The sequence below is a fragment of the Acidovorax sp. genome (genome assembly GCF_046314175.1).
Taxonomy (GTDB): domain Bacteria; phylum Pseudomonadota; class Gammaproteobacteria; order Burkholderiales; family Burkholderiaceae_C; genus Acidovorax.
In genome coordinates, this window is record NZ_JBKBXG010000017.1 from 21,004 (window position 1) to 35,250 (window position 14,247).

Annotated in this window: 13 protein-coding genes and 1 pseudogene; 5 read left to right on the top strand and 9 right to left on the bottom strand. The window is 64.6% G+C overall.

Annotated elements, in window-relative coordinates; genetic code table 11:
• Positions 1-11: 11 nt before the first annotated feature.
• The 9 genes from fdxA to ACK4OE_RS06810 form a co-directional block, all read right to left on the bottom strand.
• Complete coding sequence (gene fdxA, locus ACK4OE_RS06770; RefSeq protein ID WP_409883911.1) at positions 12-341, bottom strand: ferredoxin FdxA; 330 nt, start codon at positions 339-341, stop codon at positions 12-14.
• 125 nt (positions 342-466) lie between these two features.
• The gene (locus tag ACK4OE_RS06775; RefSeq protein WP_409883912.1) at positions 467-1,840 is read right to left on the bottom strand and encodes a sulfate adenylyltransferase subunit 1; all 1,374 of its coding nucleotides are present in this window, start codon (positions 1,838-1,840) and stop codon (positions 467-469) included.
• Positions 1,840-2,805: a sulfate adenylyltransferase subunit CysD gene (cysD, locus tag ACK4OE_RS06780; RefSeq protein WP_409883913.1), complete on the bottom strand. Its 966-nt coding sequence runs from the start codon at positions 2,803-2,805 to the stop codon at positions 1,840-1,842. The genes ACK4OE_RS06775 and cysD overlap by 1 nt, the downstream gene beginning before the upstream one ends.
• 9 nt (positions 2,806-2,814) lie before the next feature.
• The gene (locus tag ACK4OE_RS06785; RefSeq protein ID WP_409883914.1) at positions 2,815-3,450 is read right to left on the bottom strand and encodes a phosphoadenosine phosphosulfate reductase family protein; all 636 of its coding nucleotides are present in this window, start codon (positions 3,448-3,450) and stop codon (positions 2,815-2,817) included.
• A gap of 8 nt (positions 3,451-3,458) precedes the next feature.
• Complete coding sequence (locus tag ACK4OE_RS06790; protein ID WP_409883967.1) at positions 3,459-3,848, bottom strand: DUF934 domain-containing protein; 390 nt, start codon at positions 3,846-3,848, stop codon at positions 3,459-3,461.
• A gap of 40 nt (positions 3,849-3,888) precedes the next feature.
• A complete protein-coding gene (locus tag ACK4OE_RS06795) occupies positions 3,889-5,673 on the bottom strand; it encodes a nitrite/sulfite reductase (protein WP_409883916.1) in 1,785 nt (594 codons plus the stop codon).
• Between the two features lie 11 nt (positions 5,674-5,684).
• Complete coding sequence (locus tag ACK4OE_RS06800; protein WP_409883917.1) at positions 5,685-6,488, bottom strand: sulfite exporter TauE/SafE family protein; 804 nt, start codon at positions 6,486-6,488, stop codon at positions 5,685-5,687.
• A 147-nt stretch (positions 6,489-6,635) separates the two neighbouring features.
• A complete protein-coding gene (gene mnmC, locus ACK4OE_RS06805; protein WP_409883919.1) occupies positions 6,636-8,546 on the bottom strand; it encodes an FAD-dependent 5-carboxymethylaminomethyl-2-thiouridine(34) oxidoreductase MnmC in 1,911 nt (636 codons plus the stop codon).
• 184 nt (positions 8,547-8,730) lie between these two features.
• On the bottom strand, positions 8,731-9,003 hold the full coding sequence (locus ACK4OE_RS06810; RefSeq protein ID WP_409883920.1) for an oxidative damage protection protein: 273 nt from the start codon (positions 9,001-9,003) through the stop codon (positions 8,731-8,733).
• A 155-nt stretch (positions 9,004-9,158) separates the two neighbouring features.
• Between ACK4OE_RS06810 and ACK4OE_RS06815 the strand changes: the two genes are divergently transcribed.
• The 5 genes and pseudogenes from ACK4OE_RS06815 (at position 9,159) to ssuD (ending at position 14,244) form a co-directional block, all read left to right on the top strand.
• The gene (locus ACK4OE_RS06815) at positions 9,159-10,178 is read left to right on the top strand and encodes a sulfate ABC transporter substrate-binding protein (protein ID WP_409883921.1); all 1,020 of its coding nucleotides are present in this window, start codon (positions 9,159-9,161) and stop codon (positions 10,176-10,178) included.
• Positions 10,179-10,248: 70 nt separating this feature from the next.
• On the top strand, positions 10,249-10,839 hold the full coding sequence (gene ssuE / locus ACK4OE_RS06820) for an NADPH-dependent FMN reductase (RefSeq protein ID WP_409883922.1): 591 nt from the start codon (positions 10,249-10,251) through the stop codon (positions 10,837-10,839).
• 173 nt (positions 10,840-11,012) lie between these two features.
• Positions 11,013-11,981, top strand: coding sequence for a sulfonate ABC transporter substrate-binding protein (locus ACK4OE_RS06825; protein ID WP_409883923.1), 969 nt, complete (start codon positions 11,013-11,015; stop codon positions 11,979-11,981).
• 24 nt (positions 11,982-12,005) lie between these two features.
• Positions 12,006-13,004, top strand: a complete 999-nt coding sequence (locus tag ACK4OE_RS06830) for a sulfonate ABC transporter substrate-binding protein (protein WP_409883924.1) — start codon at positions 12,006-12,008, stop codon at positions 13,002-13,004.
• 62 nt (positions 13,005-13,066) lie between these two features.
• A pseudogene (ssuD, locus tag ACK4OE_RS06835) lies at positions 13,067-14,244 on the top strand (FMNH2-dependent alkanesulfonate monooxygenase).
• Positions 14,245-14,247: the final 3 nt, after the last annotated feature.

Genomic DNA, 14,247 nt, shown 5'->3' on the forward strand with positions numbered 1-14,247 from the left:
AGCTTGCAGTGTTACTTGATCAGCTCGTTGACCTTGCCAGGCTTGCCATTCCACTCGTCGGCATCCGGCAGTGCAGGCTTGCGCTTGGTGATGCTCTTCCAGCCGTCGGCAAAAGACAGCTCAGCGTTGAGTTTGATGAAGGCGAGCTGTTCGGCCGGCAGATCTTCTTCGGCAAAGATGGCGTTGGCCGGGCATTCGGGGATGCACACGGCGCAGTCGATGCATTCGTCAGGATCGATGACGAGCATGTTCGGGCCTTCGCGGAAGCAGTCCACGGGGCACACGTCCACACAATCGGTGTACTTGCACTTGATGCAGTTTTCGGAGACGACGTGGGTCATGACAGGAGTTGTGTGGGTCGGTGAAAACCCTCGATTTTAGAAGCTTTCACCGACCTTTGGTTACAGGGGCCCTCACCGCGCTGGGGTGACTGGGGAATGGGGCGCTGATCTGGATCAGTTCTTGGTCAGTTCACCAGCACAGCGCCGGCGGTTTTGTGGCTGGCGGTGTCGACCAGAATCAGCGAGCCCAGCACGCGGGCTTTGCCAAAGGGTGCCGCCGGAATCGCCTCTTGCAGAAGCAGCTCTACGTGCCCGATGGCGTTGGGGTCGAGCTGGGTGGCGTCTTCCTCGGCCAGCGAATTGATGTTGAGCCGGTGCACGACGGCCTTGACTTTGGCCTTGACCCAGCGGTGGCCGTGCAGCGCCCAGTACACGCGGCCTGCGACCAGGGGCTCATCGTCCATCCAGGCCACGGTGGTGCGCAGCTCGCGGCTGGCTGGCCAGGCGGGCGTGGCGGCCGGTGTATCGCCAAAATCATCGTCGGCCGGGGCTGCGGCAGCGGTGGGTGCCGCCAAAATCCAGTCGCCGCGCGACACATCGACCTCGCGGTCCAGGATGATGCCGGCGCTGGTGCCTGCGGGCACGTCCTTGGGGCGGCGTGCGTGGTCCAGCACCTGGGCCACGGTGGCCAGTTGGCCGCTCGGGAAAATCTGCACGGCGGTGCCGGGCGCCACGGTGCCCGCGGCCACGCGGCCCCAGAACACGCGGCGGCCCTGGCTGGTGTCGGCCGATGAGGAGGAGGACTTTTCGACCCACTGCACCGGGAAGGCCAGCGGCAGCCCGGTGTCCGCAGGCGTGTTGGGCAGCACTTCCAGCACCTGCAGCAGCGTGGGGCCTTCGTAGCCGCACCAGCCTGCATGTGCATCCACCACGTTCCAACCCTTCAGCGCCGACACGGGCACCGTGGCGCGCACGGCAATGCCTGCGTCCTGGGCAAACTTGGCCAGTGCACCTTGAATGTTCTTCCACGCCTGCACCGGGTCTTCCACGGCGTCGAGCTTGTTCACGGCAAACACCAGCGAGTGCACACGCAGTAGATGCGCCAGCAGGCTGTGGCGGCGGGTTTGGGGCAGCAGTGCCAGGCCGGGGTTTTTCCAGTCAAGCTTGGTGGCATCGACCAGCACCACGGCGGCGTCGGCGCTGCTGGCGGCGGTGACCATGTTGCGGGTGTACTGCTCGTGGCCGGGTGCGTCGCCGATGATGAACTTGCGCTCTTCGGTGGCGAAGTAGCGGTAGGCCACGTCGATGGTGATGCCTTGCTCGCGCTCGGCCGACAGGCCGTCGGTCAGAAGGGCCAGATCGGTCTCGCCCTGGCGCTGCACGCCGGCCAGGTGGTCTTGCAGCACGGCCTTGCTGTCGACCAGCAGGCGGCCGATCAGCGTGCTTTTGCCATCGTCCACGCTGCCGCAGGTGATGAACTTGAGTGCGGAAATATGGTCATTTTGGCCGCTAGCGCTTGATGGATAAGCGCTTCCAGCTATCGAATTCATAGTGGTCATTAGAAGTACCCGTCTTTCTTGCGCTTTTCCATCGACGCGTCGCTCGTCTTGTCATCCATGCGCGTAGCACCGCGCTCGCTCACGTCGGCGGCCAGGGTCTCGATGACGATGTCGGCCGCAGTGGCCGCCGTGCTTTCCACTGGCGCGGTGCAGGTGATGTCGCCCACGGTGCGAAAGCGCACGTCGCGCGTTTCAACCACATCGCCTTCGCGGGGCGGTGTGAGCTCGGTCACGGGCATCAACAGGCCCTTCTTGTCCACCACCTGGCGCTTGTGGGTGTAGTAGATGCTGGGCAGGGCGATCTGCTCGCGGTCGATGTATTGCCACACGTCCAGCTCGGTCCAGTTGCTGATGGGGAACACGCGGAAGTGCTCGCCGGGCTGCAGGCGCGTGTTGAACAGGGTCCACAACTCGGGGCGCTGGGCCTTGGGCTGCCATTGGCCGAAGCTGTCGCGGTGGCTGAAGATGCGTTCTTTGGCGCGGGCCTTTTCTTCATCGCGGCGGGCGCCGCCGATGAGCGCGTCAAAGCGGAACTCTTCAATCGCTTCGAGCAGTGTGACGGACTGGTGCACGTTGCGCGATTCGCCGGGGTGGGCCAGGCGCACAGTGCCGCGTGCCATCGAATCCTCGACGTTGCGCACGATGAGTTCAGCGCCCAGTTCCTTCGCGCGGAAGTCACGGAAGTCCGTCACCTCGGGGAAGTTGTGGCCCGTGTCGATCATGAGCAGCGGGTAGGGAATGCCACCGCCGCTGGCCTTGGTGCCAAAGGCCTTTTCAGCGCACTTGAGCATGACGAGCGAATCCTTGCCGCCCGAAAACAGCAGGGCGGGGCGTTCAAAGGCGGCTGCCACTTCGCGCAGGATGAAGATGGTTTCTTCTTCCAGGGCATCCAGGTGTGAGTTACTGAGTTGATGGCTCATTTTGTGGTTCTTCTGTAGCAGCGCGGCATCGGTGCGGGCATTCATGGTCGGGGTTCAGTGGCTCAGGTGCAGCCCGCATTCGCGGTTGTCTTCGCCCTTCGTGGGGTCCACGTAGTCGAAGTTGTTGGGCAGGCCGTGCTTCACGCAGTATTCGTGCAGGTCTTTGGATGACCAGTGCAGCAGCGGCGCCACCTTGATCAGACCATCGGGGTTAATGCTCACCGGGTCCATCTGCGCACGCACGGCGGTATCTGTGGCGCGCAGTGCGGTGAACCAGACCTTGGGTGCTGTTTCGCGCAAGGCGCGAGCGAAGGGTTCGAGCTTCACTTCTGCGGTGAAGGCCGCATGGCGCGGGTCGTCCAGCGCGGGGGTGGCGCCCTCCACAGCCTCGCGGTGCGCACGCGAGCGGCGCGGCAGGTAAATCTGGAGGTTCAGGCCGAGCTGTTTGGTCACTTCGTCGGCGAAGCGATAGGTGGCTTCAGTGTTGTAGCCGTTGTCCATCCACACCACAGGCACGTCGCGGTTCACTTGCGTGACCATGTGCAGGATCACCGCCTCAAAGGGGCGGAAGTTGGTGGTAACGATGGCGGGCTGGCCCAGGCCCAGCGCCCAGCTGACCAGGTCGGGGGCATTGCGGCCGAGTTCGGCGTTGATGCGGGTGAGATCCGTGGCGGTGACGGTGGGGCTCATGGTTGTGCTCATGCTGCGGTCCGCTCTGCAAACAGCGGCTGGGGGTTGACGGCATCGCCCTGGTAGAAGCCTGGGAACATCTCAAACTGGCGCTGCGCGTCGGCAGCGTCCACGCCTTCGCGCAGCACGGCCGAGCTAAAGCCCGTGCGCTGCATCTGCACCAGCTGGTCAATCAGTACGTCGCCCGTGGCGCGGATCTCGCCTGCAAAGCCACGGCGGCGGCGCAGCAAGAAAGCCTGGCTGAACGCGCGGCCATCGGTGAAGTTGGGAAAGTGCAGGTCCACACGTTCCACGTTATCAAGCGGGAGTGCCAGGGCGTCCGCGTCGTTGGGCAGGGCCACGGCGCGGGTGTCGCCCTCTGCGGGCGGCTGGTGGTCTTGGGCGGCGAGTAGTTTCAACATTTTGGAAGGGGGCTGTGCCGTACTGTGTGGTGCCGGGTCAGGCGGCGGCGGTTTCTGGTTCTTTGTGGCGCGCTTGTTTGGCGGCTTCCTTGAACGGGTCCAGGCCCGTGCGGCGCACGGCCGCCTGGAAGGTTTCACCGGGTTCGCGCAGATCGCGGTACGTACCCAGCACGGCCTCTATCACATCGGGCACTTCGGCCGCCGAGAACGACGGGCCAATCACCTTGCCGGCCACCGCAGCGCCCGACAGGTCAGAACCATCGGAGCCGCCCAGCGTGACTTGGTACCACTCCTTGCCGTCCTTATCGACACCCAAAATGCCGATGTGGCCGCTGTGGTGGTGGCCGCAGCTGTTGATGCAGCCGCTGATGTGCAGGTCGATCTCGCCAATGTCATCGAGCTCGTCCAGGTCTTGATAACGCTGGGTGATGGCCTCGGCAATCGGCAGCGAGCGGGCATTGGCCAGCGCGCAGAAGTCGCCTCCAGGGCAGGCGATCATGTCGGTCAGCAGCTGCACGTTGGCGCTGGCCAGGCCCAGGGCCTTGGCTTCTTGCCACAGGTCGAACAGGCGGCTGGCGTGCACCCAGGGCAGCACCACGTTCTGGTCATGTGTCACGCGGGCTTCGCCAGCGGAGTATTTGTCCACCAGGTCGGCCAGGGCGATCAATTGCTCGCTGGTGGCGTCGCCGGGCGACTGGCCGGGGCGCTTGAACGACAGCGTGACGGCGCGCAGTTGCGGGTTCTGGTGTGCATGCACGTTGCGCTTGAGCCAGCGGCCAAACATCACATGTTCGGCGGCCTGGGCGTCCAGCGACGCTTGCAGTGCAGCGGGTTCGACATCGGCGATGTCTGCCAGCCGGGGCGTCACAAAACAGGCCGCCACGCGATCAAACTCTGCTTGGGGGATGGTGTGCGGGCCGCCGTCGATCTCCACGATCTGGCGGTACTCTTCTTCCACATCGTCGATGTACTGCTGGCCCTCAGCCTTGACCAGGATCTTGATGCGGGCTTTGTACTTGTTGTCGCGGCGGCCGTGCTCGTTGTACACGCGCACGATGGCCTCGATGTAATTCATGATCTGGTTCCACGGCAGGAACTCGCGGATCACCGTGCCGATCACCGGCGTGCGGCCCATGCCACCGCCCACAAACACCTTGAAGCCGACTTCGCCTGCGTCGTTCTTGACAAGGTGCAGGCCCACGTCGTGCCAGCCCGTGGCGGCGCGGTCGTCCTTTGCGCCGCTGATGGCGATCTTGAACTTGCGCGGCAAGAACGCGAACTCGGGGTGCAACGTGGTCCACTGGCGGATGATTTCTGCGTAGGGGCGTGGGTCCACGATCTCATCGACCGCCACACCGGCCAGCGCGTCGGTGGTGGTGTTGCGAATGCAGTTGCCGCTGGTCTGGATGCCGTGCATGTCCACCGTGGCCAGCAGGTCCATCACGTCCGCGCTTTTGGACAGCGGAATCCAGTTGAACTGCACATTGGTGCGCGTGGTGAAGTGGGCGCAGTTCTTGGGCAAGAACGTGGTGCCCAGCAGACCCTGGCCGTCCATGGCAGCCTTGAACACTGCGGCTTCGGGCTCGTCGTATTCGCGCGCAATGGTGGCCAGCACACGGATCTGGCGGCTGGCGATCTCGCCATAGGGCACGGCCACGCGCAGCATGGGCGCATAGCGCTGCACATACCAGCCGTTTTGCAGGCGCAACGGGCGGAAGTCATCTTCCGGCAGCTTGCCGGTTTGCCAGCGCGTGAGCTGGTCGCGGAACTGGTTCGCGCGCTGTTGTACGAACGTCTTGTCGAATTCTGTGTATTGGTACATCGTGGAGCAACTCAGATCAAAATCAGTTTGAAACCCGCCCAGGCCAGCAGTATCGACAGGGCAGAGCGAATCAGGCGTTCAGGCGTGCGGGTGACGAGGCGGGAGCCTATCCAGATACCCGGCAACGAGCCCACCAGCAATTGTGCAAGCAAAGGCCAGTCCACCGAGCCCAGCGTGGCATGCCCCAGCCCAGCGACCAGCGTCAAAGGCACGGCGTAGGCAATGTCTGCTCCAATCACGCGCGGCAGTGGCAGCAAGGGGTAGACCAGCAACAGCACCGTGACCCCAATGGCGCCCGCTCCCACCGAGGTGAAGGTGACCAGCGTGCCGATGACTGCGCCCAGCAACACGGGCAGGCTCCAGTGGCGGGGACGTGTGACTTGTTCCGAGAGCGTCTGGCGCTTGGCCTGGTCGGCCGCCTGGCGTTGTTTTGAGAACGCCACCACCTTGTACAGCGTGGCGGCGGCGGTGAGCAACAGCGTAAAACCCAGCGTGGTGGTCATGATGCGCTGGGCCTCTCCACTGGCCGGCCCCAGGGTTTTGAGCGCCCACAGCGACAGCAGCGCCGCCGGAATGCTGCCTGCACACAGCTGACCCACCACGCGCCAGGGCACCAGGCGCTGGCGGGCCATGCTCACCGTGCCGCCCATTTTGGTGAACGCAGCAAACAGCAGGTCGGTACCAATGGCCAGGTGGGGCTTCACGCCAAAAAAGAAAATCAGGATCGGCGTCATCAGCGAGCCACCGCCCACACCCGTCAGGCCCACGATCAGCCCGACAGCGAAGCCCGCAAAAATAAACGCCAATTCATGCATGGCTGCGAATGTAGGGGGCGCACTTATGGATGCAAACTATTGTTTTGCTCTGCCGATATGCTGATATTCATATAAGCAATGTCCGGGGCGGGTTTGCGCGGTGAATCGCGCTGTAGATCGCTCGCGGCCCGGCGTCCGCAAAAACAGCTACAGACGCTCAGAGCCCAGCGCCTTGGCTAGCTTGGTGTCCAGCGGTAGCGGCTCGCCCTGCAGGCGCGCGGCCAACAGTTCGCCGCACAAAAGCGCCAGCGTCAGCCCCCGGGCGCCCATGGCGGTGTTCACCCACAGGCCGGGGAGTTCCACTGCATCAACCGGGCCAACAATGGGCAGTCGGTCCAGCGCGGTGCAGCGCACTGCTGCCCAGGTGCGGGGCGCGGAAGAGGAGGAGGCGAATTCAGGTTTCAGCTCGGGTGCCGCGCGCGGCAGCAAGGTCTGCAGCTTGGCCCAGTTGGCGGCATGGGCCGCCTGAACATCGGTTGCTGACGGCGGCAGGGTGTCGATGTCCCGTTCAAAGGTGGAGCCCATCACCCATGCCATGTGCCCGCCCGCGCCGTCGTCCCACGGAAACGCCGGAACCAGATTGCCGTGCCCGTTGGCCGGGAAGGGCGCGAGCGGAGTTGCCGATCCCGGGCGAACTCCCCAAGACACCTGCCCGCGCACAGGCTGCAACGGCCAGCGGTGGTTCAGCAGGTCCAGGCTGCCCGCGCCGGCCGCGATGATGACTACGGGCGCCTCGCCAATCACAGCGCCTTGTGCATCCAGCGCCTGCCAGACTGGGTCGGTGGGGCTGCCTTCAGCCCGCGTTGTCTCATTGCGCCGCAGCGCCGCCACATTGCAATTGCCCCGCCACTCAATACCGGGCTGCGCCAGCAGGGCCGCTGCAAGCCGGGCGGGGCGCAGCCAGCCCGCCTGATGGTGCCAGCAAGCGGCGGTATCTGCGGGCAGACCGGCCCCGGCCAGCCGGGCGGATGGCGCGGGCTGGCTCCAGTCGGCGCCAGGCCCGTCCATCCAGTAGGGCGCCAGGCCTGGCGTGCCATCGGTGCGGTGCTCCAGCACGCCGCACGGTGACCAATCGACGCCGTCTTTCAATACCCATGCCGTCTGTTGCAACGTGGTTCGCACGCCACTGCGCGACAGGCGCGACAGCACGCTGTCGTCGGGCGACACATGCGGTGCAAACACCCCGGCAGGCAGGCCCGATGCGCCTGCGGCGGGCTGAGCGGCCTGGTCCAGTACGCGCACTTGCCACCCGCGCCGGGCCAGGCTGGCGGCTGTGGCCGCGCCTGCAATGCCGCCGCCAATCACCATGCATTCACCGGGGGGCAGCGCCGGCGCGATTTGCGGCTGGCGCGTGGTGCGCGGCTCCCAGCGGGGGTTGTACACAGCGTGCAGGTTGTCGCGTTTGGGCGGCACACCCGGCGCTCGGGTCACCTCAAACCCGCACTGCGCCAGCGCATCGCGCACCGACCGGGCAAAGGTCCAGGTGGCCAGACGGGTGCCGCGCCGGGCGCAGCGGGCCACAGCCTTGAGGGTGTGCAGGTCCCAGATGTCGGGGTTGCGCTGGGGGCTGAAGCCGTCCAGATAGATGGCGTCCACGGTCAGCTGCTGCGCTCGCAGCATGGTTTGCGTGTCGCCCACATACAGCGTCAGCAGCACCCGGCCTTCGTCAAACCGCAGCCGGTGCACGCCCGGCAGCAGGCCCCACCACTGGCGGTGTAACTCTTCGGCCAATGGTGCCAGGTCAGCGTGGGCGGTGGTGGCGCGCAGCAGGTCGGCCGCGCTCACGGGCCAGGCCTCGGTCGATACAAAGTGCAGCAGCGTGGGCCGCGCCGGGTCGGCCCGCCAGGCGGCCCAGGTCACCAGAAAATTCAGGCCAAAGCCAAATCCGGTTTCCAGAATGCGCCACTGCGGCGCGCCAGCCCAGGCGGCAGGCAGACCGCAGCCGTGCAAAAACACCTTGCGGGCCTGGTCCAGGCCGCCGTTTTCGCTGTGGTAGCGGTCGCCAAAGCGGGCGCTGTAGGGGGTGCCGTCCGGCAGCCACTCGATGGGTTCAGTCATGGGAACGGCAGAAGACCGGCGTGGCGCCGGCCTTGTTGGAAAGGGAAGGCGGTTTTTACCGCGAACCGCTTCGGGGCGTGTTGCGCTGCGTCACTCGCTGGGCGGGACATATCCCGCTGCAGCGTCTGCGCCACTGCCAAAAAAATGGTTATGGCGAAACCATTTCTTGAAGTGCTTCACTGCGTTACGCGCTGGGCGGGACGTAGCCCGCCGCAGCGTCTGCACCCCCGCCAAAGAAATGGTTTTCCATCTGCCGTGCCAGGTACTGGCGGGCGCGGGCGTCGGCCAGGTTCAGGCGGTTTTCATTGACCAGCATGGTCTGGTGCTTCAGCCAGCCTGCCCAGGCTTCCTTGCTCACACCTTCCCAGATGCGTTTGCCCAGCTCGCCGGGGTAGGGTGGGAAGTCGAGGCCTTCAGCTTCCTTGCCGAGCTTGATGCATTGAACGGTGCGTGCCATGGGATTTCCTTGTAGCGGGGGAGCGAAATGAGTCGCTCAGATGATTTGGATATAAAGAACTGAAATCTCAGTAGTTCCAGTTTTAAGGAGCGCCTTCCAGAATGCGTTTCATCGGTGTTTTGCACCGCAACACATTCATTCAAAGAGGCCTCCCCATGAACTTTCGCCGCGACTTTATCAAGTTTCCCTTTGCCGCCGCCCTGGTGGGCAGTTTGGCCCTGACGGCTTTGCCGTCGTTTGCGCAGTCGGTAACGCTGCTCAATGTGTCTTACGACCCCACCCGCGAGCTGTATGTGGAGTTCAACCAGGCGTTTGCCAAGCACTGGAAGGCCAAGAGTGGGCAGGACGTCACCATCAAGCAATCCCACGGCGGTTCGGGCAAACAGGCGCGCTCGGTCATTGACGGCCTGGATGCCGATGTGGTGACGCTGGCTCTGGCGGGTGACGTGGATGCGTTGCACACCAACGGCGGCTGGATTCCCAAGGATTGGCAAAAGCGCCTGCCGCTGAACTCTTCGCCTTACACCTCCACCATCGTTCTTGTGGTGCGCCAGGGCAACCCCAAAAACATCAAGGACTGGGACGATCTGATCAAACCCGGCATCAGCGTGATCACGCCCAACCCCAAAACTTCGGGCGGCGCCCGCTGGAACTATCTGGCCGCCTGGGAATTCGCCAAGCGCAAGTACGGTGGTGACGACAAGGCCAAGGATTTTGTGGCCAAGCTGTACGGCAACGTGCCGGTGCTGGACACGGGTGCACGCGGCTCGTCGGTCACCTTTGCGCAGCGCAACCAGGGCGACGTGTTCATCTCGTGGGAGAACGAGGCCTACCTGCTCGAAAAGGAATTTGGCAGCAAGGTGGACTTTGTGTACCCCTCGCTCTCCATCCTGGCTGAGCCACCCGTGACGGTGGTGGACAAGAACGTGGACAAGAAGGGCACCCGCGCCGTGGCTGAGGAATACCTCAAGTTCCTGTACACGGAAGAAGCCCAGGACATCATTGGCAAGCATTTCTACCGCCCCACTTCCGTCAAGGCCCAGGCCAAGTACGCCAAGCAGTTGCCCAAGATCAATCTCTTCACCATCAACGACGCGTTTGGTGGCTGGGAAAAGGCGGCCAAGGACCACTTTGCCGACGGCGCAGCGTTTGACCAGATCTACTCGCGGAAATAACAATAAAAATGGCCTTCAGCGCTTATTTTTAAAGCGCTAGTAGCTATCAAAATAATAGTAAAGGAAAGATATGTCCGCCCTGTTGATTGCTGGCAGCCCCTCCGAGCGCTCCCGCTCCGCCGCCTTGCTCGACGCCGTAGCCCAGCGCCTGTCGGTGCGCGGAGCGCTGGTGGACCGAATCCACATCCGCGACCTGTCGCCCCAGGCATTGTTGCTGGCTGACTTTGGCCATCCCACCTTGGTGAAAGCCATCGACCAGGTGGCCCAGGCTCGCGTGGTGGTGGTGGCTACCCCGGTCTACAAGGCGGCCTATAGCGGCGTGCTCAAGGTGTTTCTGGATTTGCTGCCGCAGACCGCGCTCAAAGGCAAGATCGTGTTGCCCCTGGCCACAGGCGGCAGCCCCCACCACATGCTGGCGCTCGACTACGCACTGCGCCCCGTGCTGCAGTCGCTGGGCGCCAAAAGCATCCTGCCCGGCATCTACGCCACCGACTCCCAGGTCACGCTGACACCCGAGGGCAGCTACCACCTTCATGAGGACATCGCTGCCCGGCTGGACGAAGCCGTCAACGTGCTGGTGACTGAAACCTTGCGTCCGTCGCCCGCCCAGGCCACACGGTTTGCGCCGGTGCATTTTTCGCAGGTGCGATGTAGCGTCTGACGCAGGCCCCGCGCTGCAGCAGCCCTGCAGCGCCAGCGCCGCCCCCTTCTTTTCCTTCCCATTTTTTGATCTTGTTTTTGCTGCGCCGGGTGCGCGGGCAGGGCGGTGTGCCGCCTGCTGCCAGCCCAGCCGGTCGCCAAACCCTCATCTGCCTTGAATTCGGAGCCCGCACCATGAACGAACTGACCCGTTTCTCCCTCCAGCGCCGCCAGTTGTTGGCAGCCGCAGCCGCCACCACCGCAGTGGTTACCACGCCCCAGGCCTGGTCGCAAACCGCCAACCGCGTGCTGCGCGTGGGCCACCAAAAAGGCTGGCTCTCCATCCTCAAAGGCCGTGGCACCCTCGAAAAGCGCCTGGCCCCGCTGGGTGTGAAGGTGACCTGGACCGAGTTCAACGCGGGCCCCGTGCAGCTTGAAGCCCTCAATGTCGGCTCCATCGACTTTGGCGATGTGGGCGAAGCCCCGCCCATCTTTGCCCAGGCGGCAGGCGCCCCGCTGGTCTACGCCGGTGCCACCGTGCCGCGCCCCGCGCTGGAGGCGGTGATCGTGCCCAAGGATTCGCCAATCCGTTCTGTGGCCGACCTCAAGGGCAAGCGCGTGGCCTACAACAAGGGCTCCAACGTGCACTACTTCCTGGTCAAGCTACTGGAGAAGAACGGACTGAAGTACGGCGACGTGCAATCGGTCTTTCTGGCCCCGGCCGACGCGCGCGCCGCTTTCCAGAAGGGCGCCGTGGACGCCTGGATCATCTGGGACCCTTTCCTCGCCGCCGCGCAAAAGACATTGGATGCGCGCCTGCTGGCCGACGCCACCGGCGTGGTCAACAACCGCGGCTACTACTTCACCTCGCGCGACTTCGCCACCAAAAACACCGATGTGCTGCGCATTGCGATCGAAGAGATCAATGCCATCGACACCTGGGCCTCCAAAAACAAAGAGGCCGCCGCGGCCGAGCTGTCAGCCGTGCTGGGGCTCGACAAAAGCATCACCGACCTGTACCTGAGCCGCGCGCGCTACGGCACCGCGCCCGTCACCCGCGAGATCCTGGCCGAGCAGCAGGTCATTGCCGACACCTTCTTCGACCTGAAGCTCATCCCCAAAAAGCTCAACCTGCTGCACGCCGCGCCGGTCGACCTGCTGTAACCCGCGCTGCAAGGACATGTCGCCATGACACACCTCACCCCCACCCTGAACGCAGAGCGCCGCCGCGCACTGCAACTGCTGGGCGTCACCGCGTTCAGCTGGGCGCTCGCCAGCCGCTACGCCCAAGCACAACCCAGCGCCGTACAAGGCCCCGAGCTGCTGCGCATCGGCTACCAAAAGTCGGCCGTCAACCTCGTCATCCTCAAGCAGCAGGGCGTGCTGGAGAAGCGCTTCCCCGGCACGCGAATCAGCTGGCTGGAGTTTCCGGCCGGGCCGCAGTTGCTGGAGGCGCTGTCGGTGGGCAGCCTCGAATTCGGCCTGACCGGCGACTCGCCCCCCGTGTTTGCCCAGGCCGCTGGCAAAGACTTGCTGTATGTAGGTGCCGAGCCGCCCAAGCCCGACAGCTCCGCGCTGCTGGTGCTCAATGATTCGCCACTGCGCACCCTGGCCGACATCAAGGGACGCCGCATCGCCGTACAAAAGGGCAGCAGCGCGCACTACCTGCTGGTCAAGGCGGTCGAGCGGGCAGGGCTGCAGTGGGCCGACATCCAACCGGTCTACCTCACACCCGCCGATGCCCGCGCCGCCTTCGAGCGCAAAAGCGTCGATGCCTGGGCCATCTGGGACCCGTTCTATGCCGCTACCGAGCTGGCCATCAAGCCGCGCGTGCTGGCCACGGGGCGCGACCTGGCCAGCAGCAACAACTCGTTCTACCTGGCCGCCCGCCCGTTTGTGCAAGCCCACCCCCAGGTGCTGCGCGTGCTGTTTGAAGAACTCAGCCGCGCCGACCGCCTGGCGCAAGAGGCGCGCAAGGACGCCATCAAGCTGATCGCCGACTTCAGTGGGCTGGACGCCGGTGTGGTCAGCCTGTTCATCCAGCGCCGTCCGTCGTCGCCCGTGGGGCTGCTCAGCGCCGCCACAGTGGCTGACCAGCAGCGCGTGGCCGATGCGTTTTTCAAGCTCGGGCTCATCCCCAAACCGGTGAACGTGGCTGACATCGTTTGGCGGCCCGCCGCCGTGTAACTGGCCGCTGCACCCGCTCAGCCATAAAAAACCACGTCAAGACCCAACTCCCCGAGGCATTCATGAAAATTTTCTGGTTCATCCCCACCCACGGCGACAGCCGCTATCTCGGCACAGCCAAAGGCGCGCGCCAGCTCAACCACGACTACTTGAAGCAAGTCGCAGTGGCGGCCGACAGCCTGGGTTACGAAGGCGTGCTCATCCCCACCGGCCGCTCGTGCGAAGACCCGTGGGTGGTGGCGGCCAGCCTGCTGCCCGTCACGCGCAACCTCAAGTTTCTGGTGGCAGTGCGCCCCGGCCTGCACCAGCCCGCGCTGGCCGCGCGCATGGCGGCCACGTTTGATCGCCTGTCGGGCGGGCGGCTGCTCATCAACCTGGTGACCGGCGGCGACAAGGCCGAGCTGGAGGGCGACGGCGTGTTTCTGGACCACGCCACACGCTACGAACAATCGGCAGAGTTCATCCGCATCTGGCGCGAAATTTTGGCGCGCAGCCACCGGGGCGAGTCACTGGATTTTGAAGGCCAGCACCTGTCGGTCAAGGGCGCCAAGCTGCTCTTCCCGCCGCTGCAGCAGCCGTATCCACCGGTGTACTTTGGTGGCTCGTCCGATGCAGCCCACGACCTGGCGGCCGAGCAGGTCGAGACGTATCTCACCTGGGGCGAGCCACCGGCCGAAGTGGCGAAAAAGGTGGCTGACGTGCGCGCCCGTGCCGCCAAACATGGCCGCACCGTCAATTTCGGCATCCGCCTGCACGTCATCGTGCGCGAGACCGACGAGCAGGCATGGGCCGCCGCTGAAGACCTGATCCGCCACGTGGATGACGACACCGTGGTGCGCGCTCAAGCGGTGTTTGCACGCATGGACTCCGAAGGCCAGCGCCGCATGGCGTCCCTCATGCGGGAGGCGCAAAACGCAGTCGCAAAGACCTGGAGATCAGCCCCAACCTGTGGGCCGGCGTGGGCCTGGTGCGCGGCGGCGCAGGCACCGCCCTGGTAGGCGACCCGCAAACCGTGGCTGCGCGCATCGAGGAATACGCCGCGTTGGGGCTCGACACCTTCGTGCTGTCGGGCTACCCGCACCTGGACGAGGCCTACCGCTTTGCCGAGCTGGTGTTCCCGCTGCTGCCCCTGCCATTGCGCAACCAGCTGGCCAGCAGCAACCCCTTGTTTGGCAACCCGCTGGGCCCGTTCGGCGAAACCGTGGCCAACGACTTTGTGCCGCGTGCGTCGCAAAGCTGAACA

What these genes read in the sequence shown, in the direction of transcription:
- ssuE (WP_409883922.1), top strand. Translation starts at nt 10,249, where the DNA reads ATGTCCGCCCTGTTGATTGCTGGCAGCCCCTCCGAGCGCTCCCGCTCC.
- ACK4OE_RS06830 (WP_409883924.1), top strand. Translation starts at nt 12,006, where the DNA reads ATGACACACCTCACCCCCACCCTGAACGCAGAGCGCCGCCGCGCACTG.
- ACK4OE_RS06825 (WP_409883923.1), top strand. Translation starts at nt 11,013, where the DNA reads ATGAACGAACTGACCCGTTTCTCCCTCCAGCGCCGCCAGTTGTTGGCA.
- fdxA (WP_409883911.1), bottom strand. Translation starts at nt 341, where the DNA reads ATGACCCACGTCGTCTCCGAAAACTGCATCAAGTGCAAGTACACCGAT.
- ACK4OE_RS06785 (WP_409883914.1), bottom strand. Translation starts at nt 3,450, where the DNA reads ATGAGCCCCACCGTCACCGCCACGGATCTCACCCGCATCAACGCCGAA.
- ACK4OE_RS06810 (WP_409883920.1), bottom strand. Translation starts at nt 9,003, where the DNA reads ATGGCACGCACCGTTCAATGCATCAAGCTCGGCAAGGAAGCTGAAGGC.
- ACK4OE_RS06795 (WP_409883916.1), bottom strand. Translation starts at nt 5,673, where the DNA reads ATGTACCAATACACAGAATTCGACAAGACGTTCGTACAACAGCGCGCG.
- ACK4OE_RS06775 (WP_409883912.1), bottom strand. Translation starts at nt 1,840, where the DNA reads ATGACCACTATGAATTCGATAGCTGGAAGCGCTTATCCATCAAGCGCT.
- mnmC (WP_409883919.1), bottom strand. Translation starts at nt 8,546, where the DNA reads ATGACTGAACCCATCGAGTGGCTGCCGGACGGCACCCCCTACAGCGCC.
- cysD (WP_409883913.1), bottom strand. Translation starts at nt 2,805, where the DNA reads ATGAATGCCCGCACCGATGCCGCGCTGCTACAGAAGAACCACAAAATG.
- ACK4OE_RS06815 (WP_409883921.1), top strand. Translation starts at nt 9,159, where the DNA reads ATGAACTTTCGCCGCGACTTTATCAAGTTTCCCTTTGCCGCCGCCCTG.
- ACK4OE_RS06800 (WP_409883917.1), bottom strand. Translation starts at nt 6,488, where the DNA reads ATGCATGAATTGGCGTTTATTTTTGCGGGCTTCGCTGTCGGGCTGATC.